General features: G+C 68.1%; 20 protein-coding genes. 15 read left to right on the forward strand and 5 right to left on the reverse strand.

Going from position 1 to position 19,514, the window contains the following annotated elements; translation table 11 throughout:
• The first annotated feature begins 14 nt into the window (after positions 1-14).
• Positions 15-1,217 (forward strand): MFS transporter, encoded by a 1,203-nt coding sequence (locus ACFWF1_RS16845; protein WP_379289311.1) that lies wholly within the window; start codon positions 15-17, stop codon positions 1,215-1,217.
• A gap of 16 nt (positions 1,218-1,233) precedes the next feature.
• On the opposite strand, the gene ACFWF1_RS16850 is transcribed toward ACFWF1_RS16845, so the two are convergent.
• Positions 1,234-1,818 carry a TetR/AcrR family transcriptional regulator C-terminal domain-containing protein gene (locus tag ACFWF1_RS16850; RefSeq protein ID WP_379289313.1) on the reverse strand — a complete coding sequence of 195 codons (585 nt, stop codon included), beginning with the start codon at positions 1,816-1,818 and terminating at the stop codon, positions 1,234-1,236.
• Positions 1,819-2,012: 194 nt separating this feature from the next.
• Here ACFWF1_RS16850 and bioB point away from each other — a divergent pair, with 194 nt between their 5' ends.
• From bioB to ACFWF1_RS16885, 7 genes are all read left to right on the forward strand, one after another.
• Positions 2,013-3,044, forward strand: a complete 1,032-nt coding sequence (gene bioB / locus ACFWF1_RS16855; protein WP_379289315.1) for a biotin synthase BioB — start codon at positions 2,013-2,015, stop codon at positions 3,042-3,044.
• Positions 3,045-3,052: 8 nt separating this feature from the next.
• Positions 3,053-3,280, forward strand: coding sequence for a hypothetical protein (locus tag ACFWF1_RS16860; RefSeq protein ID WP_357391300.1), 228 nt, complete (start codon positions 3,053-3,055; stop codon positions 3,278-3,280).
• Between the two features lie 20 nt (positions 3,281-3,300).
• Complete coding sequence (locus ACFWF1_RS16865) at positions 3,301-3,945, forward strand: DUF2567 domain-containing protein (protein ID WP_379289317.1); 645 nt, start codon at positions 3,301-3,303, stop codon at positions 3,943-3,945.
• A 94-nt stretch (positions 3,946-4,039) separates the two neighbouring features.
• Positions 4,040-4,573, forward strand: a complete 534-nt coding sequence (locus ACFWF1_RS16870; protein WP_379289319.1) for a DUF1353 domain-containing protein — start codon at positions 4,040-4,042, stop codon at positions 4,571-4,573.
• A gap of 356 nt (positions 4,574-4,929) precedes the next feature.
• Positions 4,930-5,184, forward strand: coding sequence for a pyridoxamine 5'-phosphate oxidase family protein (locus ACFWF1_RS16875; RefSeq protein ID WP_379289320.1), 255 nt, complete (start codon positions 4,930-4,932; stop codon positions 5,182-5,184).
• Positions 5,185-5,187: 3 nt separating this feature from the next.
• Positions 5,188-6,330, forward strand: coding sequence for an MAB_1171c family putative transporter (locus ACFWF1_RS16880; RefSeq protein WP_379289322.1), 1,143 nt, complete (start codon positions 5,188-5,190; stop codon positions 6,328-6,330).
• Positions 6,331-6,421: 91 nt separating this feature from the next.
• Positions 6,422-6,598, forward strand: a complete 177-nt coding sequence (locus tag ACFWF1_RS16885) for a hypothetical protein (RefSeq protein ID WP_379289324.1) — start codon at positions 6,422-6,424, stop codon at positions 6,596-6,598.
• Between the two features lie 12 nt (positions 6,599-6,610).
• On the opposite strand, the gene ACFWF1_RS16890 is transcribed toward ACFWF1_RS16885, so the two are convergent.
• Positions 6,611-7,369: an NUDIX domain-containing protein gene (locus tag ACFWF1_RS16890; RefSeq protein WP_379289326.1), complete on the reverse strand. Its 759-nt coding sequence runs from the start codon at positions 7,367-7,369 to the stop codon at positions 6,611-6,613.
• A gap of 76 nt (positions 7,370-7,445) precedes the next feature.
• On the opposite strand from ACFWF1_RS16890, the gene nadA reads away from it, so the two are divergent.
• The 4 genes from nadA (at position 7,446) to ACFWF1_RS16910 (ending at position 12,341) form a co-directional block, all read left to right on the forward strand.
• A complete protein-coding gene (gene nadA / locus ACFWF1_RS16895) occupies positions 7,446-8,504 on the forward strand; it encodes a quinolinate synthase NadA (protein WP_379289328.1) in 1,059 nt (352 codons plus the stop codon).
• Between the two features lie 148 nt (positions 8,505-8,652).
• The gene (locus ACFWF1_RS16900; protein WP_379289329.1) at positions 8,653-10,296 is read left to right on the forward strand and encodes an L-aspartate oxidase; all 1,644 of its coding nucleotides are present in this window, start codon (positions 8,653-8,655) and stop codon (positions 10,294-10,296) included.
• A 93-nt stretch (positions 10,297-10,389) separates the two neighbouring features.
• Complete coding sequence (nadC, locus tag ACFWF1_RS16905) at positions 10,390-11,250, forward strand: carboxylating nicotinate-nucleotide diphosphorylase (protein ID WP_379289331.1); 861 nt, start codon at positions 10,390-10,392, stop codon at positions 11,248-11,250.
• Between the two features lie 89 nt (positions 11,251-11,339).
• Positions 11,340-12,341 (forward strand): alpha/beta hydrolase family protein, encoded by a 1,002-nt coding sequence (locus ACFWF1_RS16910; protein WP_379289333.1) that lies wholly within the window; start codon positions 11,340-11,342, stop codon positions 12,339-12,341.
• Positions 12,342-12,343: 2 nt separating this feature from the next.
• Here ACFWF1_RS16910 and ACFWF1_RS16915 read toward each other — a convergent pair whose 3' ends face one another.
• From ACFWF1_RS16915 to ACFWF1_RS16925, 3 genes are all read right to left on the reverse strand, one after another.
• Entirely contained in the window at positions 12,344-13,522 is a 1,179-nt protein-coding gene (locus ACFWF1_RS16915) for a winged helix DNA-binding domain-containing protein (protein ID WP_379289334.1), read from the reverse strand.
• A gap of 28 nt (positions 13,523-13,550) precedes the next feature.
• Positions 13,551-13,985 carry a tellurite resistance TerB family protein gene (locus ACFWF1_RS16920; protein ID WP_379289506.1) on the reverse strand — a complete coding sequence of 145 codons (435 nt, stop codon included), beginning with the start codon at positions 13,983-13,985 and terminating at the stop codon, positions 13,551-13,553.
• Positions 13,986-14,198: 213 nt separating this feature from the next.
• Positions 14,199-14,540: an ArsR/SmtB family transcription factor gene (locus tag ACFWF1_RS16925; protein WP_379289336.1), complete on the reverse strand. Its 342-nt coding sequence runs from the start codon at positions 14,538-14,540 to the stop codon at positions 14,199-14,201.
• Between the two features lie 109 nt (positions 14,541-14,649).
• Between ACFWF1_RS16925 and ACFWF1_RS16930 the strand changes: the two genes are divergently transcribed.
• The 3 genes from ACFWF1_RS16930 (at position 14,650) to ACFWF1_RS16940 (ending at position 19,447) form a co-directional block, all read left to right on the forward strand.
• Positions 14,650-15,867 (forward strand): MFS transporter, encoded by a 1,218-nt coding sequence (locus tag ACFWF1_RS16930; RefSeq protein WP_379289338.1) that lies wholly within the window; start codon positions 14,650-14,652, stop codon positions 15,865-15,867.
• Between the two features lie 900 nt (positions 15,868-16,767).
• Positions 16,768-17,634 (forward strand): arylamine N-acetyltransferase, encoded by an 867-nt coding sequence (locus ACFWF1_RS16935; RefSeq protein WP_379289339.1) that lies wholly within the window; start codon positions 16,768-16,770, stop codon positions 17,632-17,634.
• A gap of 61 nt (positions 17,635-17,695) precedes the next feature.
• A complete protein-coding gene (locus ACFWF1_RS16940; protein WP_379289340.1) occupies positions 17,696-19,447 on the forward strand; it encodes a penicillin-binding transpeptidase domain-containing protein in 1,752 nt (583 codons plus the stop codon).
• The last annotated feature ends 67 nt before the right edge of the window (positions 19,448-19,514 follow it).

Here is a 19,514-nt window from a genome sequence, read left to right on the forward strand (position 1 = left end):
GCGGCGTCGGCGCGGTGAGCGTACCGGTCGATACCGCCACTGCCGAGCCTGTTCGGCTACGTTCGCTCATCTGGACGGTGTTCGTCCCGATGGCGTTGTACGGCATCGGAGCCGGCGCCGCGGCGCCGATGTACGCGCTGCGTGCGTTGGATCTCGGGGCATCGATCGGACTGGCCGGGGTGCTGGTGTCGCTGAGCGGGCTCGGCATGGTGCTGGCTGATCTGCCCGCGGGGCGGATCGTGGCCCGGATCGGTGAGCGGGGTGCGATCGCCGTCGGCTCGGTGCTCGGCGTGCTCGGTGTGGTCTGCGCGATTGTCGCGCCGAATGTCGGCGTGCTCGCGGTGGGGATGCTGCTCAATGGCGCGGCCGGTGCGGTGTGGGGGCTGGCTCGCCAGTCCTACATCGTGGCGGTCGTGCCCGCCGCGGAACGGGGCCGGGCGATGTCGACGCTGGCCGGAGCTAATCGGCTCGGGTACTTCTGCGGCCCGTTCCTCGGTGCCGCGCTGGTGCACGCCATGGGGCCGAGTGGCGCGTTGTGGTTGCAGCTCGGCACCACGGTGCTGTCCGGCCTGGCGATGGTCGCGATACCGTCGCCCGAGGGCGCCGATTCGGACGTGGGCGGACACACGTTGCGTTCGGTAGTCGTCGAAAACCTCGGAGTGCTCGGGACTTTGGGGTCGGCGGCGCTGCTCATGGGCGCGGTGCGGGCGGCCAGGATCGCGGTGCTTCCGTTGTGGGCGGCGCACATCGGGCTGAGTGCGTCGGCAACCAGCGTGGTGTTCGGCATCGCGGGCGCGGTGGACGTACTGATGTCCTATCCGGCGGGTCTCTGGCTCGACCGGCGCGGCAGTCGCGCCACCGGCGTCCCGGCAATGGTGTTGTTCGCCATCGGATTCGGTGCACTGCCACTCACCTCATCGATGCTCGGCATGGGCGCGGTCGCCGTCGTACTCGGCCTCGCCAACGGTGTCAGCAATGGTGTGATCATGACCGTAGGCGCGGACGCGGCACCGGAAGGCCGCCGCGCCGAATTCCTGGGCGCCTGGCGGTTGACCCACGACATCGGCATGTTCGCGGGCCCTATCCTCGCCGGCGCAATCAGCGCCGTTGCCCTGCTGAGCGTTTCGGCGCTCGCCCTGGCCGCCGCGGCTGCCGTCGGCGCGGTCGCCACCTACCGCTGGTTCCCGGGAGCGGGAGGCGGTGGGGGAAGGGGGTAAGTGGTGGGAGGGGCGCTCAGCGGACCTTGGTGCCGAGGAGGTGGCGGACGCCCGCGATGAACAGTTGCAGGCCGAAGTCGAAACGGGCGGTGGGGTCGGGGGTTTCGTCGAGGGGGGTGTTGTCGTCGGGAAGGGCGCCCGCGGAATCCATTTGCATCCTGGACTGTTCGTCGACGGTCTGGCCGAGGACGTAGTACAGCAGCGTGAACGAGGTGAGTTCGGCTTCGGGGCGGGGCATGCCCGCGCGAATGGCCGCGCTGGCCATGCGTTCCCGGCCCTTGCTGGTGGTGAGCCTGGATGCGTAAGTGGCCGAGACCAATTCGGCGCCGTCGCGGTAGGCGAGCAGGCAGTCGCGCAGCCGGTGCGCCAATTCGCTGACCTGGCCGGACCATTCGGTGGCGGCGATCGGATCGTCCATCGGCTGCAGGATCTTGTCGGCGACCGCGCCGAGCAGCGCCTGCTTGTTGGGGAAGTGCCAGTACAGCGCGCCGGGCTGCACCTGGAGCGAGCCCGCCAGCCTGCGCATGGTCAGGTCGGCGAGGCCGTACTGGTCGAGGATCGCGACGGCGCCGTCGACCACGTCCGCTCTGTGCAGTTGCACCCGAATTCCTTCCCTGTCCGATGGTGGCCTCGCGGCCGCCGTCGTGGTTACGCAGGTTACCGTCGGCGGCCCGGCGCGCCCCCTTCGCGGTGGCGTACCCGGCTCGCAGTGTTTTGACTCACTGTCTCGTCTACCCTAGCCTGAACACCGTTCAAGTTGCCCGGCCACCTCGGCCGACCGAAGGGATTCGCGCAGTGACCCAGGCTTCCGTCGACACCTATTCACCCACCACCGCCGGGATTCTCGAGATCGCCCGCGAGCAAGTGCTCGAGCGCGGCGAAGGACTGACCCAGGAGCAGACCCTCGAGGTGCTCCGCCTCGGCGACGACCACCTGGAAGAACTGCTGGCCTTGGCGCACGACGTGCGGATGAAGTGGTGCGGCCCCGAGGTCGAGGTCGAGGGCATCATCAGCCTCAAGACCGGCGGCTGCCCCGAGGACTGCCACTTCTGCTCCCAGTCCGGCCTGTTCCAGTCGCCGGTGCGCGCGGCCTGGCTCGACATCCCCAGCCTCGTCGAGGCAGCCAAGCAGACCGCCAAGACCGGTGCCACCGAGTTCTGCATCGTCGCCGCGGTGCGCGGCCCGGACGAGCGGCTGATGGCGCAGGTCGCGGCCGGCGTCGAGGCCATTCGCAACGAGGTCGACATCCAGGTCGCGTGCTCGCTCGGCATGCTCACCCAGGACCAGGTCGATCAGCTCGCCGCCATGGGCGTGCACCGCTACAACCACAACCTGGAGACCTCGCGCTCGCACTTCCCGAACGTGGTCACCACGCACTCGTGGGAAGAGCGCTGGGACACTCTGCGGATGGTCCGCGAGGCGGGCATGGAGGTCTGCTGCGGCGGCATCCTCGGCATGGGCGAAACCCTGGAGCAGCGTGCGGAATTCGCGGCCAACCTGGCCGAGCTCGAGCCCGACGAGGTGCCGCTGAACTTCCTCAACCCGCGCCCGGGCACCCCCTTCGGCGACCTCGAGGTGCTGCCCGCCGCCGACGCCCTGCGCGCGGTCGCCGCGTTCCGGCTCGCGTTGCCGCGCACCATCCTTCGCTTCGCCGGCGGTCGCGAGATCACCCTCGGCGACCTCGGCGCCAAGCAGGGCATCCTCGGCGGCATCAACGCCGTCATCGTCGGCAACTACCTGACCACCCTCGGTCGGCCCGCCGAGGCGGATCTCGATCTGCTCGGCGAATTGAAGATGCCGATCAAGGCGCTCAACGAAACCCTTTAGGGAGACCCATGAGTAATGTCATGGGCATGGACGAGCGCTACAACCCGTTCACCGGCAAACGGATCGTGCCCGGCCTCGACGACGCCGTGCCCGCGGCCGCCGCGCTCGGCTTGGAGCCGCCGCGCTTCTGCGAGCACTGCGGTCGCCGGATGATCGTGCAGGTGAGCCCCGACGGCTGGTGGGCCAAGTGTTCCAGGCACGGCGTGATCGACGCGGCCAGTCTGGAACTGCGCTAGTGCAGGCGTCGCGGAGTGGGGTGCGGCGCGAAGTGGGCGCCGCGGTGGTGATCGCGGTGGCCGTCATCGTGGTGAGCGCGCTGGCCGGTGCCGGCTGGGGTCTGCTCGCGCCGACCGAGCAGCTGTTCGTGGCCGAGCCGGGCCGGGGCGCGGTGTTGACCGGGGAGAGCGGGCATCAGTTCGACGCGGTGGCGATGTTCGTGTGTTTCGCCGCGGTGGTCGGCGTGCTCACCGCGGTCGCGGCCTGGCGGTGGCGCGGCGTGCGCGGGCCGCTGTTGCAGATCGGGTTGCTCGTCGGCTCGCTGATCGGCGCGCTGGTGATGGCGCGACTCGGCGAGCAGGTCGCCGAGTGGTACCACCCGCGGCCGCACAATCCGCCGGTCGGGCAGATCGTCGAGTTGCCGACGGAGGTCGGCACCTGGGTCGCGCTGGTCGTGCAGCCGCTGCTCGCGTCGCTGCTCGTCCTGTTCTTCGCCGCGTTGAATTCGTCCGAGGATCTGGGCACGGGCGCTGCCGTCGAGGCCGGATCGGATGATCCGGCAGGCACGTTCGGACCGTACGGTGCGGCGTACCCAGCGGGCAGCGGCCCGCTCCCTTACGGTAGTTACGAACCGGTCGGCGAGGCCGGTTCCGGTTCGATACCGGAGACTCGTCCCCACCGCTGACGCGTTGTCCGAACCGTTGCCCGCGGGACGGCACATGCGTACCAAACGAGCCTAGAATTGTGGGACACGCTGTGCGTTCAGAGAGGAACGAGTCGTGGCGTTCGTCGGTAGCGGGCCCATCGTCGAGGAACTCGACGCGATGTTCTGGCGAGTGGTCGATCCGCTCGTCTATCAAGGTGCTTCCGAGGAATTCGTGATTCCCGCCGGGTTCCGCACCGACTTCGCCTCGGTGCCGCGCGCGCTGGTCTGGCTCGTGCCCCGCTACGGCGCCTACACCCGCGCCGCCATCCTGCACGACTACCTGCGCAGCACGCACGCGGTGAGCATCGCGGACGCGGACGGGATCTTCCGGCGCTGCCTGCGCGAACTCGGCGTCGCGGTGCCGCGCCGCTGGATGATGTGGGCGGCAGTACGTTTGGCCAGCGGCCTGACCGGCGCGAGCTTCGGCGACGTGGCCACCTGGATACTGATCGCCGTACCCTCCGTTGTCTTCCTGGCGATCCCGGCGGTCGTCGTGCAGGTCTTCCTGGTGCTGTTCTGGTTGATAGAACTGGTCTTCTGGGGAATCAACCGGCTGTTCACCGACACTGCCACCCCGCCGCCACAACCCCAAATGAAAACCGCCTGAGCTGGTCTCGAGGTAGCGTTTCCGGCGTGTTCACGCGGGGGCCAGACGTAGTTCGCCGGTTCAGTGCTGCGCGGATCTCGCTGCCTGCCTGGCGGTGTCCGTGGTGAAGGGCCGCCGCAACCGTGACACGCTGGTCGTGCAGGTGCGCCGACTGATATCGACGCTGCGCGTGCCGCAGCCGTGGGATCTGGCCGCCTTCCTGGAACAAGTCGCGGCGTTGCTGGGCAAGGAGATTCGGCTCGTGCCGTTGCCGACAGGCACGGCTGAGGAGCTGCCGTGCGGTTTGGTGCTCGAACGCGCCACCGACATCGTGATCGCCTACGACGCACACAGTTCCGGCTATCACGCCGATCACATTGTGCTGCACGAGATCGGGCATCTGCTGCTCGACCACGCGGGCGGCGCCGAGTGCGGAGCCGCCCGGTCGATCGTCGAAATCCTGTTCCCCAGCGTGGATCCGGACAGCGTGCTGCGGGTGCTGCACCGCAGCGACTACGACGACCTCGCCGAACGGCAGGCCGAACTGTTCGCCTCGCTGGTCATGTCCGAATCCCGGACGGACTCCGTGGGTTCGCCGTTCCGCCGGCTCATGTTCCTGGATTGAACTCTGACCGATGGTGACTTCGTCTTGGCCGACCGCGCTGTCGCTGCCGCTGGTTCTCTATACCTGGATCCTGGTCGTGGTGCGGTTCATCGGTTTTCACACATCGCTGTTGAACCGGCGGGTGAACTTGGCGCTCATAGTGATGGCCGCCGCGTCGACGATGCGGGAACCGACGTCGCAGCGGTGGCTGGTCGAGCTGTCGGCGGGACATGTCACCGGCGCCGAGCTGTTTCAGTACGGGATGGTTCTCATGGGCGCGGCCGTGGGGTTCAACATCTTGACGATCGGCGCCGCCGCCGGGCGGATGTATCGACCCGTTGTCGTCCACAGTATCGCCGTTGCCGCCGCGTTGGCGGCGCTGATCTTCGGCACCGGGGCACGCCACCACGGCGTCCCGATCGAGAACGAAACCGGCTGGGCTCCACTGGGTTTCTGGCTTTCGCTGTTACCGGTGATGGCCTGGCTCGACTACCTGATCGTCCGGCTGGGTGTCACCGAATTGCGGAAGCGGTTCGATCGCCGTGAGACGCTGGTGTACTCGGCGCTCGCGCTGGTTCCGCTGATGCACCTGATCGGTTTCGGCACGGCGCCGGTCGCGGCGGTGTTCCTGATACACGGAGAGCACAATGGTTTCACCGCCCTGCTGACCATCGCCGACCGCGAGATCCTGCTGTATCGGACCGCGTCCTTCGCGGTCAGCATGACCATCCCGATGGTGCTGCGGTTCGTGGAACGGCTGGGCTTGGACAGGGCGTCCCGCAGCCGAAAACGATTGCTGCCGTTGTGGTCTGATCTGACCGCCGTCTGTCCCGAAATCGTCTACCGCGATTCGATGCCCGATCTCGGCAGCCGATTCCTGCTGCACCGCACCGTGATAGAGATCCGCGATTGCCTCCGCATCCTCTCCCGATATGGCTCGGGAACCGCCTCCCACACCGGTGACGCGCCCGCCGTCGAGGCCTACGCAATCCAGCTCGCGCACGCCTGCGCCGCCAAGTCCGCGGGCGCACCGGCCTCGACCGAGGTACTCGCCCTTGCCTCCACGGCGGGCGACGTCAGCGCCGAAACCGCTGAACTCACCGCCCTCGCCGCGCACTGGCAGCAGGCTCGCGCCCTAGCCAACCTGCCGGAGCGCGCAGCGCAACCCGGCTGATCCGCGCGGAATAATTGAGTGGAGGCGACGTTGGGAGTGGGGGTAGTTTCGGTGGGCTGATGCGGACGGCTGGTGGAAGGGAGGTCCGGCGGTGAACGAGAACAGGACGGCGGCGGATCTGCCGGTCGAGCAGGTACGGGAGCGAGCCGATCTGGTGGCTTGGCGACGGCGGGATGCGTTGCGGCGCAGCAGTGCCGCGCAGCCGGTGGCGAACAAGCGGCGGTATCGGCGGGGGAGTAAGCATCGGAAGGCGAACGTCGATTCGTGAGTCCGCGGCGGCTCAGGTCGGTGGGCGCAGGGCCGCGAATTCGTCGGTGACGCGGATGCCGGAGTCGGTGTAGCGGTAGACGGCGGCCGGACGGCCGCCCGCGCGGCCGGGGGCTCGGGTCTTGCCGGTGGGGGTGATGACCTTGCGGCGGGACAGGACTCGCTGCAGGTTGGTCGTATCCACGTCGTAACCTAGTGCAGCACAGTAGATTTCGCGCAGGGTGGACATTGTGAAATCGGCGGGGGCGAGCGCGAACGCGATATTCGTGTAGGAGAGCTTCGCGGCCAGACGAGTGCGGGCATGGTCGACGACGGTGCCGTGGTCGAAGGACATGAGTGGCAGCGCGGAGAGCGGATGCCAGGCGGTGTCGTCGGGTAGCTGCGGGTCTGCTGTGAGCGGGACCAGGCCGAGATAGGCCGAGGCGATGCGGCGCGGGGCGGGCACCCGGTCGGGGGCGCTGAAGACCGACAGCTGCTCGAGATGGGCCAGTTCGCGCACATCGACCTTCTCCGCGAGCTGGCGACGGGCCGAGGTGTCGAGGTCCTCGTCGTCGCGCAACCGGCCGCCGGGCAGCGACCAGGTGCCCTTCTGCGGGTCGAGGGCGCGCTCCCAGAGCAGCACCGCCAATTCGGTCCGCTGCCCGGGTGGGCAGCGACCGATTACCTCGTTTCCGGCGTCGGCAGAGCTGGGACCTGCGGCGATGTTCGCGGGAAAGCGGCGAACCTGGAACACCGCGGTGAGCGATTCGTGGATAGTGCTACTATGGGCCACGTTTTCGATTATAAGTCGAAAACCTGGTTTGGTGCGAATCGGCGGAGTAGCCACTCGCACGACGAAGGGAGCCATCATGGCGACGATGGGTGCGAAACTGGCGCCTCCGCTGATGGGGCAGGTGTTCGACGGGCCGTCGGGGTTCACTGGTGTCGAAGCAACCCCCGAGTGGGCGCAGGAGATCAAGCGACTGGCCCGCGAACGAAACGCGACGATCCTCGCGCATAACTATCAGTTGCCGGAGATCCAGGACGTGGCCGATCACGTCGGCGACTCGCTGGCATTGTCCCGCATCGCCGCGGAGGCGCCGGAGGACACGATCGTGTTCTGTGGCGTGCACTTCATGGCCGAGACCGCGAAGATCCTCAGCCCCGCCAAGACCGTCCTGATTCCCGATCAGCGGGCAGGCTGTTCGCTCGCGGATTCCATCACCGCGGACGACTTGCGTTCCTGGAAGGCCGAATTCCCGAACGCGGTGGTGGTGTCGTACGTGAACACCACCGCGGAAGTGAAGGCGCTCACCGACATCTGCTGCACCTCGTCCAACGCGGTCGACGTGGTCGCCTCGATCGACCCGGACCGCGAGGTGCTCTTCCTGCCGGATCAGTTCCTCGGCGCGCACGTCAAGCGGGTCACCGGCCGGGAGAACATGCACATCTGGGCCGGCGAATGCCACGTGCACGCGGGCATCAACGGCGACGAACTGACCGAGCAGGCGCGCACCCACCCGGACGCGGACCTGTTCGTGCATCCCGAATGTGGTTGCGCCACTTCGGCGTTGTACCTGGCGGGCGAGGGCGCGTTCCCGGCCGAGCGGGTGCACATCCTGTCCACCGGCGGCATGATCGACGCGGCCAAGCAGGTACAGCAGCAGCGCGGTCTGTCGACCCAGGTGCTGGTCGCTACCGAGATCGGCATGCTGCACCAGCTGCGAAAGGCCGCGCCCGGCATCGACTTCCAGGCCGTGAACGACCGGGCCTCGTGCAAGTACATGAAGATGATCACCCCGGCGGCGCTGCTGCGCTGCCTGGTCGAAGGCCGCGACGAGGTCCATGTCGATCTGGAAACCGCTGCGCGCGGACGCAATTCGGTGCAGCGGATGATCGAGATCGGCACGCCGGGCGGTGGTGAATGACGCCGACCGCTGCCCGGTGGGTAGTGGTCGGACGGCGGTTCCAGCAGGTTCGGCACAGCACGGTCGTCCCGGCGAAAGCCGGGACGGTCGGCCGGACCCGCATTCTCGGCGCGGGTGATCCGCGAAAAGCACAGAGAGGCACGGGCGAATGACTCCAGTGTCGATCGATTGGGAGACCGAGGCCGATCTGGTGGTGATCGGTGGCGGCGTCGCGGGACTCACGGCGGCGCGCACCGCGTCGCTGCGCGGGCTGCGGGTGCTCACGCTCAGCAAGGGCGGCGCCACCGACACCTCTACGCAGTACGCGCAGGGCGGGATCGCTGTTGTTGCGCCACACGGGGATTCGGTGCAATCGCACGTGCAGGACACGGTCGAGGCCGGTGCCGGGCTGTGCGACGTCGACGCCGTGCGATCGATAGTCGAGGGTGGGCAGGCGGCGGTTGCGGCGCTGACCGACCTCGGCGCGGTGTTCGATCTGGGGCGGGACGGACAGATTTCGCGGACCCGCGAGGGCGGGCACAGCACGCGGCGGATCATCCACGCGGGTGGTGACGCCACCGGCGCGGAAGTGCAGCGCGCGCTGAACGCGGCCGGGCTGCCGGTACTGTTCGGCGCGGCGGCCTGCGAGGTCCTTACCGGCCCCGGCGGTGTGCAGGGCGTTCTCGCGGTGTCGGACAAGGGATTCGGCGTGATCCACGCACCTGCGGTGCTGCTGGCGACCGGCGGTCTCGGCCAGCTCTACGCGCTCAGCACTAATCCGCCCGGTGCGACCGCCGATGGCATCGCACTCGCATTGTGGGCGGGTGCCGCGGTAGCCGATCTCGAGTTCCTCCAGTTCCATCCCACCGTGCTGTATACGCCGGGCGGGGTTGGACGGCGCCCGCTGATCAGCGAGGCTGTGCGCGGCGAGGGCGGCATTCTGGTGGATTCCGAAGGGGATTCGGTGACCGCCGGAGTGCATCCGCGCGGTGATCTGGCTCCGCGCGATGTGGTGTCGCGGGCCATCGCGGCCAGGATGCGGGCACTCGGCACCGACCACGTGTATCTCGACGCGCGTGCCATCGATGGCTTCCCGCAACGGTTTCCGACGATCACTGCCTCCTGTCGCGCCGCGGGCATCGATCCGCGTACCGACCTGATCCCGGTTGCGCCCGCTGCGCATTATCAATGTGGCGGAGTGGTGACCGATCCGCATGGCCGTACCGCGGTCGCTGGTCTCTACGCCGCGGGCGAGGTCGCGCGTACCGGCCTGCACGGCGCGAATCGACTGGCGTCCAACAGCTTGCTCGAAGGACTCGTCGTCGGTGAACGTGTGGGCGCGGCGGCCGTCGAACGACTCGGCGCGCACGTCCGAATCACGGACGTACCGACCAGGGTCATCGAACGTGTGGATCGCGGTGTGCTGCAACAACTGATGACCGAGCATGCCTCGGTCGTGCGTGACCGCGCAGGTCTGGACGAGGCGATCAAGCGCATGAAAGACACTGTCACGCACCATGACACGGGATCGTCCGGCGATGGGGACGATTCGCGTCGGATCGGCGAACGTGTCACGGAACCAGCTGGCGTGCGGCCGGTCTCGCAGGTGGCACCGTCGATCGCCACGCACATCGCGGGAATCGAGGACGCCGCACTGACCCTCGCGGCGCGCACCTTGCTGCTCGCGGCCTCCGCCCGCACCGAAAGTCGCGGCTGCCACACCCGTTCCGACCACCCCGAGCCCGACGACCGCCTCCGCCACAGCATGCCGGTAGTGCTGGACGAGGGTGGTCAACCTCGGTTCGACCAATAACCCGACCGGTGTCGGCGAGTGGCAAACAGCGAGAAGCCCTGGTGTGCACTCGATCCCGGTACGTACGAGACGAATAGATAGAGGAGTGGTTTCATGGCTCTGGATAGTGGGTTGGATCGGGATGAGGTTGTTGCCCTCATTCGGACGGCGCTCGACGAGGACCTGCGTTACGGCCCGGACATCACGACCGCGGCGACGGTGCCCGCCGACGCGGTCGTGAAGGCGTCGGTGGTGCCCCGGCAGTCCGGGACGGTTGCCGGTCTCGACGTCGGATTGCTGGTGCTCGACGAGGTGATCGGCGCGGGAAACTACGAGGTCACCGGTCGCGTCGCCGACGGAACCCGGGTCGTCCCAGGACAATCCGTGCTCACCGTGGTCGCGCCCACCCGCGGCCTGCTCACCGCCGAACGCACCATGCTCAACCTGGTCTGCCACCTCTCCGGCATCGCCACCGCGACCGCGGCCTGGGTCGATGCGGTCGCGGGCACGAACTGCAAGATCCGGGACAGCCGCAAGACCCTGCCCGGGCTGCGCGCGCTGCAGAAGTACGCGGTCCGGGTCGGCGGCGGCGTGAACCACCGGATGGGTCTCGGCGACGCCGCGCTCATCAAGGACAACCATGTCGTCGCGGCGGGCTCGGTGGTCGAGGCGCTGCGCGCCGTCCGCGCGCTGGCCCCCGACATCGCCTGCGAGGTGGAGGTGGACAGCCTCGAACAACTCGATGCCGTCCTCGCCGAGAACGTGGAACTCGTGCTGCTGGACAACTTCCCGCTGTGGCAGACCCAGGCCGCCGTGCAACGCCGCAACGCGGCAGCGCCGAACACGAAACTGGAATCCTCCGGCGGACTCGGCCTCGAGGTAGCCGCCGAGTACGCGGGCACCGGCGTCGACTACTTCGCCGTCGGCGCCCTCACCCACTCGGTCCGAGTGCTCGACCTGGGCTTGGACATGTAGCGGAACGAAGTGACGGGCCTGACTCTGGTCGGACGGACGTGATCCTGATTGTTAGCCGAGTATTTGCCCTGGTTGGGTACTATGCGGCGATGATTGGTGGCCGTCGTTCACTCGCGTGGTTGTTGTCGATCGTGACGCTGCTGGCCGTGTCGTGGCTCGCCGCGCCGGTGGCGTCCGCTGAGCCGGATTGTGCCGGGGGTGTAGCCGAGCGGACGGTCGCTGCGGTGGTCGATGGGGAGCAGGCGACCGGGCGGGTCTATGAGCCGTACCGCTGCGGTCTCGGTGATCTTGCGCCGAACAGCCTCATCGTCGCGGTGCATGGCTACAGCGAGACGGCGGCGTCCTATCCCGATGTCATGTCGGGGATCGCCCGCCGGACGGGTGCGGCGGTGCTGACGTTGGATCAGCGGGCCGAGGGCAGCGTGTGGAAACCCGGTGAGTTCAATCCGTGGGCGGGTTGGCACGACACGGTGGCCTTCACCCAGCAGTACAAGTCCGAGCATCCATCGATCGGCAAGACCGTGCTGTGGGGGTGGAGCCAGGGCGGGCTGACCGCAGGGCTGGCGGTGGCGTATGGACCCGCCGGGCTGTTCGACTACTGGGTGGACGCGTTCGCTCCGACGAATATCGTCGACTACTGGAATCTCTCCAGCGTGTTCTTCCCGGTGCAGAAGGGGCAGATCGAGCGCGACGCGGGTGGCTGCACACCCCAGACGTGCCCGCAGGCGTACGCCGACCGCTCGCTGGTCGCCATCGCGCCGAAGGTGAATGTCGAGCGCACCTTCCTGATCCACGGACTCTTCGATGTGGATGTGCCGTACCAGCATTCGGTCGATCTGAAGAACGCGTTGGCGGCGGCGGGCAAGCCGTACTCAATGTACACGGTGGTCACCGATCGTGGCCCGGACGGCAGCATCCAACCCGGCGTGCACGACGTCGGTCAGACCTGGGACCAGGGCATCTGTGTGGTCGAACGGGTAACTGAAGGGGTGGAGCCGGTGGACGGCGCGGCCCGCGACTACGTCACCAACGTGCTCGCCGGCGTCGACACCGCGCCACCGCCACCGCCGGGCGGCCCCTGCACCGCGTGAGCTCAGGCAGTCAGTTCGCGTTGGAGTGGAGTACGGAAGCGGGGGATAGCGCGTACGTCACCGAACCACTCGGTGGTGCGTGCGGCTTCGGCTTCGATCATCGCCACGGCGTCGGCGCCGACGTCTTCCAGTAGGCGACAGACGATTTCACCATCGGAGCGCTGTGCCCAACCGCCGACGATGCGGCCGTCGCACCAAATGGTCGGTCCGACATTGCCGTAGGTGTCGAACAGGGCCGGTGCGTGCGGGCCGAGGTACCAGTCGCGGGACTGCCAGCCCATCGGGGTGGGATCGAGGGCGGGCAGCAGCGCGGTCCAAGGTTCCGGTGCCGCAACGGGTTCCACGTCATCGGCGAGCAGAAGTCCGGTGCTGCCGGCCAGGTCGACCTCGACCACGTCGAGATCTGCGAGCGTTTTGCGGACTTCGCCGAGGCCCCAGCCGGTCCACCACTTGAGGTCGGTGATCGGTGCGGGGCCGAAGGCGTGCAGGTACTGCCGGAGCAGTTCGGCGCGGGCTCGTTCGGCGGGCATCGTCGGAACGCCTTGGGGCAGCCAGGATTCGATGGGCTCCCAGGTGTATTGGCTGCTGGTCCAGCTGCCGTTCGGGCGGCCGCGGACGATCCGGCCTTCGCAGCCGAGGGTCACCAGCACCCAGGTGGTGATGTTGGTCGGCTTCGAATACGACTTCCCCGGCGCGGCATCCACCTGCGTGCGCAGCCGGGGCACGGCCTTGCTCAGCTGGCTGCCGGTGGCCGCGCCCTTGGTGAGCAGCGCCTGGTGGGTTTCCGCTTCGACCTCGGCGAGCCAACTCTGCACGTTGCCCTCGACCGCTCCGGACTGCTCGATGTACCTGCCGTAGGTGCGACGTTGCTTGTGCGCCAACGCATCCGCGCACGACGCCTGCAACACCGGGACCAGCTCGGTCGGCGCGACGTACATGGTCCGCCGCATCGCCAGCATGCGCAGCAGCGTCCGGTCGTCGTAGAGCGCCCGCTCCACGTCGGCCGGGGTGACGGTGTTGCTGCGTGCCCCGACGGACAGGTACACGGTCGCCGGATCGGTCGCGTGCAACACCACCAGCGACCGGGCGATCTCGGTGACCCGATCGGTGCGGGCCGACGGCGCGAGCCGGTGCCGCACCGCGAGCCGAGCCCGCCGCTCCGCCACATCAATCGAACGCATAGGCGAAGCTTAACGTTCGACGGTCGGCTCAGATGCCGAAGTCCTGCGGGTTCAGGCGCAGGGTTTGGCAGGCCTCGCGGACGGCGGCGATCTCGGACTGGTCGAAGTTGCCGTCCGCGTTGCCGATCATGATGCCGATCCGGATCACCGCGTCGGCCTCGGTCGGCTTGCCCGCCGCCTTGCCGATCTGCTGCAGCACGTGCGCGCGGCCGAAGGCGGGATCGCTGGTCAGGCGGTTGCAGTTGTCCTCGAACAGGGCGCGCAGGTCGTCGATCGGGAAGTTCTGCAGCACCTGATCGGCGGCGATGAGGTTGGCGACCTTCATCCGCTCGGCCGGGTCGATGGTGCCGTCGGCCGCCGCGACCAGGGCGCAGATGCCCATGCTCGCGTCGCGGAAGGACCCGCCGCGCAGGTCGTTCTTCTTGGCAAGCAACTGGGCCTGCCATTTCGGCGCGTTGTCCATCAGCTTGCTGATCAAGGTCGCGTTGGACATCAGGCGGCTCAAGAAGGCCATGACCGACTCCCCGGTGCAAAGGTTCGGGCCGGCAAACCCGTGCGGCGCCCGAACTCGGATTGAATATCGGGACCGTAGCAGACCTTCGCCGATCGGTCCCGGCCGCAAACGATTCGGCCTTGGCGGCAAACGATTCGGCCTCGGCCGCAGGCGATTCGGTCGTCAGTGTTCGGGTTGCCAGTCGCGGACCAGGTTGAGCAGGCCGGGGAAGCGGGCGTCGAGATCGTCGATGCGGATCTTGCTTCGGCGCTCGAGTCCGTAGCGCTGCTGCCTGGTCACGCCGGCCTCGCGCAGCACACGGAAGTGGTGGGTGAGGGTCGATTTCGGCCGGTCGATGTCGAACCAGCCGCAGGAGCGGTCGGTGTGCGGGGATTCGATCAGCAGCTTCTGAATCATGGTGAGCCGCAGTGGATCGCTGAGTGCGGCGAGCACGTGATCGAGGCGTAGGTCGGCGCGGTCCGGCTCGGGGAGTCGGGTGTCGGGGACATCGGTGACCGATGGCATCGCGGGTCTCCTCGGGCGGTGGGTGCCTTGTACGTGTTTTATCGTACTAGATGCTAAGTTCGACTCAGTTCGTATCAGTACGAGAAAAGTCGAACTAATGGAGGTCGTGATGGCAACGGTGACTGAGCACCGGGAATCGGTGGCACCGGCGACGAGCGGCATCGTGTGGCTGGCGGCGTGGCCGGTCATGGCGGTATTCGTGCTGTCGAACGCGGCGACGCCGCTGTACGTGGTGTGGCAGCGCGAGCTCGGATTCTCGTCCGGCACGCTGACCGCGATCTTCGCCAGCTACATCGTCGGGCTGCTCGGCGCGCTGCTGGTCGCGGGTGTGGTGTCGGATCGGGTCGGCCGCAAGCCGGTGCTGCTGCCCGCGATAGCGCTGGCAATGGTGGCCTGTGTGTTGTTCGCCACCGCGAGTTCGGTTGCGGTGCTTGCCGTTGCGCGGCTGCTCACCGGAATCGCGGTGGGCGCGGCGGTGTCCGCGGGCATGGCGGCGGTGACCGATGTGGGCGGGCCAGGGCGCAAACGGCTTGCCGCGCTGGCCGCTTCGTCGGCGATGGTGTTGGGGGCAGGGCTCGGACCACTGCTGTCCGGTGTGCTGTCGGAGACCGTGCCCGGCCCGACGGTGACCATTTTCATTCTCGAAATCGCCCTGCTTGCCACGGCTTTCGTGGTGGTCGCCCGGCTGAACCTGCCAACGGGCGCCGGCGGTCGCGGCCCATGGATTCGGATTCCCGCAGTGGCGCCGGGCGGACGCACGGCCGTGCTCCTCGGTATCGCGGTGTTCGCGCCGGGCATCACGTCGACCTCGTTCGTGCTGTCACTGGGCCCATCCCTGCTCGCACACCTGCTCGGCGCCACCAACCGCGTGATCGCAGGCGGCCTGGCCTTCGTAATGTTCCTGGGCGCCACCGGCATTCAATTCGCGGTCCGTCGCCTGCGGGTCCGTACGATCCTGCTCGGCGGCGCGGCCGCAACGACAGCAAGCATGCTGACCCTGATCCTATCGCTGCACCTCTCCTCGCTCGCGTTGTTCGGAGCCGCCGCCATACTCGCCGGAATCGGCCAGGGCTTAGGCCAATTCGGCGGCCTGACCGCAATCAGCGCCAACGTCCCCACCGACCGCCTTGCCGAAGCCAACGCCGCCCAGAACGTAGGCGGCTACCTCCCCGCCGCCATACTCCCACTGACCGCCGGATTCCTCAGCGACACAATCGGTCTGACCGCCGGCGCAACAACCTTCGCGATCACAGTGAGCGCAGCAGCGATCGTGGGCGGCGTCATCGTGGCGTTCCAAGCTGGTGCCGTATCCACCCGGACCGAGTAACGACCTCAGCCCGTACCTCGTCCCAGGCCTCTCGGCCAGCGTTCACCGCCGCCACACCGGCACTCTCCGAATCCGCACTCTCTCTCGGGACCTGCACTGACTTTAGGGCCCTATTCCGGGTGCTGATCCCGAGAGAGAGTGCAGATCCGGGGCGATGCGGCCTGCAATCCGCATCGGGCGGTGCAGATCGACGCCTGCCCGGCCGGTAGGCGCCTGTGAAACCCCGTCCCGCAACCAAGTTTCACCACACCGAGGCTCTCACAGCGCCACCACGGCCAGATCACCACGCGAGAACCCATCCGTACACCCGCTGTGTCAGCCCCACCCCCAGTACAGGCGGTGTGAGGCTGACACAAAGGGGTGGGCGACCTCCAACTCGCCACGCGGGCAGCACAATCCGCACTCTCTCTTGGGATCTGCACTGGCTTTAGGGCCCTATTCCGAGTGCTGATCCCGAGAGGGAGTGCAGATCCTGGGCATACCGGGGTCCGGGGAGCATCCCGCAAGCCTGATCGAGCACCGAGACCTTCGCCGACCGCCCCGCTCTTGTCCACCTTTCCGAGGGTCTGTGGGTGTACTCCGGGCGACCACAGCGTCGGCCCGGCCTTCTTCGAGGGCGGCTGCGTAGTCGAGCGCCTGCTCCTCGGCACAGAACGGACGGGATCGCGACTACCTGGTGGACATCGCGCACGGCATCGCCACCGGACCTGCCGCTCCACCGAGCGCCAAGTGCGCCGCGTGACAGCACGCTGGCCGGTGGCGTCGTGACGACGAAGGATTGACTTGTTGCCGGTCGGTGCTGGCATGGCAAAGTCCATATGAGCCGGTTGCGCTGGCGGGAACAGGATCGTGACCAGCTGCGGTTGACGTTGATGACCGCGATGACGAAGTGAGGGTGAGATGGGTAAGCCGACGGATCCGGCGTATCACTGGGATGGGGCGGAGCTGGACCTTGACGGGTATCTGGCGCGCATCGGGTTCGACGGTGAGCGGGCGCCTACGGTGGCGACGCTGCGGAAGCTGGTTTACGGGCATACCACCTCGATTCCGTTCGAGAACCTGGAGATCATCCTCGGGCGGCCGATCGTGCTCGATCTGGAGTCGTTGCAGGACAAGCTGGTTCGGCGTCGTCGCGGTGGTTACTGCTATGAGCAGGTCGGGTTGTTCGCGGCGGCACTGGAGCGGCTCGGCTTCGGCGTCACCGCGTTGAGTGCGCGGGTCACCATGGGGGTGGACGAGGGGCTGCGCCCTTCGACGCACGCCCTGTTGCGGGTGACGACCAGCGACGACGACCGAGTGTGGTTGTGCGACGTCGGATTCGGCTCCGGTCCGCTCGAGCCGTTCGAATTGTCCACCGAAACAGGCGAATTCGCGGCGGGCGACTGGCAGTTCCGGCTGGAACTCACTCGCGGCGAGCTGGACACCGATCTGTGGGTGCTGCACCAGTTCGGCAAGGAAGGCTGGATCAGTCGCTATACCTTCCCGACGACCCCGCAGTACCGGATCGACTTCGCGGTCGGCAACCACTTCGTCTCGACCTCGCCGCGCTCCCCGTTCACCACCCGCCCCTACGCGCAGCGATTCGGCCCCGACGTCCACCTGACCGTCGACGGCACCAGCCTGATCACCGAACGCCCGGACGGAACCAGCGAAACCCGCCTGATCGAGGCGACCGAACTGCCGAAGATCCTGTCCGAAGAGTTCGACATCGACCTCACCGACGCCGACGCCGGTGCGCTGGTCAGAGGCTCCTGGCGGACGACCTGACCCAGGCGACCCCGGCACCGCCTCGCCCACCGAGCCGGTGGCGGCAGATACAGTCGGCGGGGTGCGTACCCGCCGGAATTACCTCGTCCTGTTCGCCGCACCCGCCCTCGTGCTCGCCGCCTGCTCGTCCGGCCCGAACCAGCCCGACACCGTCGCAGGCCAGTTCGCCGACGCGCTGAACCGCGACGATGTCGCCGCCGCGGCCAAGCTCACCGACGACCCGACGAAGGCTGCCGACACCCTCGGCAAGCTCTACGACGGCCTCGGCAAGGAGGTGCGCTTCGACGTCCGCTCGACGGACAAGAACACCTTCACGCTGGCCGCCACCTGGAAGCTGGGCAAGGACGGTAAATCCGAGTGGACCTACACCACCACCGGCACCGCGGATGAGGGCGGCGGCGACTGGAAGGTCAAGTGGAACCCAGACACGGTCGCACCGGGCCTGGCCACGGGCCCGCTGAGCTACAGCCCGGTCTACCCGCAGCCCGCCCGCGTCCTCGATTCCACCGGCGGTGAGTTGATGGCCCAGCAGGTGGTCACGCTGGTGAACGTGAGTCCCGGCGCGGACCTCGCCGCGCTCGCCGGGCTGCTGGGCCCGATCTCGCCCGGCATCACCGCGCAGTCGCTGCAGACCGATCTCGCTGGGGCGCAGGGTAAACCGATCACCGCGATCAGCCTGCGCGACGCCGACATCGCGCCGATCCAAGCGCAGTTGTCCGGCATCTCCGGCGTGACGCTCGCGCCGCAGACCCGGCTGCTCACCACCGACAAGTCCCTCGCCTCGCCCACCCTGTCCGGCCTGGCCGAACTGTGGCAGAAGAACGCCGACGACAACGCGGGCTGGGCGGTGCGCGCACAGACCGGCGACGGCACGCAGCGCGTCGGCGGCCAGGACCCCAAGCCGACCGCGGACATCGCGTCCACGCTGAACATCGACATCCAGCAGGCGGCCGAGGCAGCGCTGGCACCGATCACCCAGCCTGCGGCGATCGTCGCGCTGCAGCCGTCCACCGGCAATGTCGTCGCGGTCGCGCAGAACAACGCCGCCGACGCGCAGGGCCCGATCGCGCTCACCGGCCTGTACCCGCCGGGTTCGACCTTCAAGACGGTCACCGTCTCGGCCGCGCTGCAGGCGGGCATCGCCACCCCCGACACGGTGCTGCCGTGCCCCGGCGTCGCGAACATCGAGGGCCGCAAGATCCCCAACGACAACAATTTCGACCTCGGCCAGGTCCCGTTGCACACCGCGTTCGCGCGTTCGTGCAACACCACCATGGGCGAGCTCGGCGTGAAATTGCCCGCCGACGCGTTGACGAACGCAGCCGCACAACTGGGGCTCGGCATCGACTACGTCACACCCGGCCTGACCACCGTCACCGGCAAGGTGCCGTCCGCTGACACTCCCGCCCTGCGGGTCGAATCCGCCATCGGTCAGGGCCAGGTGACCGCGACACCGTTCGGCATGGCACTGGTCGCCGCGTCCATCGCACACGGCTCGGTGCCCGCGCCCACCATCGTCAAGGGCCGGCCCGGCACACCGGACAAAACTCCGGCTTCGCTGCCTGCGAGCGTCGCCGACCAGGTCAAGGCCATGATGCGGGAGACAGTCACCGCCGGAACCGCCACCCAGTTGCGCGATATCCCCGGCCTGCTCGGCAAGACCGGCACCGCCGAATTCATCGACGACACGCACGCGCACGGCTGGTTCGTCGGCATCGCCGATGACCTGGCATTTGCCGTGTTCATCAACGATGCGAACAGCTCAGGACCCGCGGTCGACGCGGCCGGACGGATGCTGCGAGCGGCGCGCTAGTTCCGCCGCGCCGATCTGGGCGGAGAATATGCCCGTGCTGGCGCGGACCGAAGTCGCGCGGCCAGCT

The sequence above is a fragment of the Nocardia sp. NPDC060255 genome (genome assembly GCF_042727395.1).
In the GTDB taxonomy this organism is placed as follows: domain Bacteria; phylum Actinomycetota; class Actinomycetes; order Mycobacteriales; family Mycobacteriaceae; genus Nocardia.

What these genes read in the sequence shown, in the direction of transcription:
- ACFWF1_RS16860 (WP_357391300.1), top strand. Translation starts at nt 3,053, where the DNA reads ATGAGTAATGTCATGGGCATGGACGAGCGCTACAACCCGTTCACCGGC.
- ACFWF1_RS16880 (WP_379289322.1), top strand. Translation starts at nt 5,188, where the DNA reads ATGGTGACTTCGTCTTGGCCGACCGCGCTGTCGCTGCCGCTGGTTCTC.
- nadA (WP_379289328.1), top strand. Translation starts at nt 7,446, where the DNA reads ATGGCGACGATGGGTGCGAAACTGGCGCCTCCGCTGATGGGGCAGGTG.
- ACFWF1_RS16900 (WP_379289329.1), top strand. Translation starts at nt 8,653, where the DNA reads ATGACTCCAGTGTCGATCGATTGGGAGACCGAGGCCGATCTGGTGGTG.
- nadC (WP_379289331.1), top strand. Translation starts at nt 10,390, where the DNA reads ATGGCTCTGGATAGTGGGTTGGATCGGGATGAGGTTGTTGCCCTCATT.
- ACFWF1_RS16910 (WP_379289333.1), top strand. Translation starts at nt 11,340, where the DNA reads ATGATTGGTGGCCGTCGTTCACTCGCGTGGTTGTTGTCGATCGTGACG.
- ACFWF1_RS16915 (WP_379289334.1), bottom strand. Translation starts at nt 13,522, where the DNA reads ATGCGTTCGATTGATGTGGCGGAGCGGCGGGCTCGGCTCGCGGTGCGG.
- ACFWF1_RS16920 (WP_379289506.1), bottom strand. Translation starts at nt 13,985, where the DNA reads ATGGACAACGCGCCGAAATGGCAGGCCCAGTTGCTTGCCAAGAAGAAC.
- ACFWF1_RS16925 (WP_379289336.1), bottom strand. Translation starts at nt 14,540, where the DNA reads ATGCCATCGGTCACCGATGTCCCCGACACCCGACTCCCCGAGCCGGAC.
- ACFWF1_RS16930 (WP_379289338.1), top strand. Translation starts at nt 14,650, where the DNA reads ATGGCAACGGTGACTGAGCACCGGGAATCGGTGGCACCGGCGACGAGC.
- ACFWF1_RS16935 (WP_379289339.1), top strand. Translation starts at nt 16,768, where the DNA reads ATGGGTAAGCCGACGGATCCGGCGTATCACTGGGATGGGGCGGAGCTG.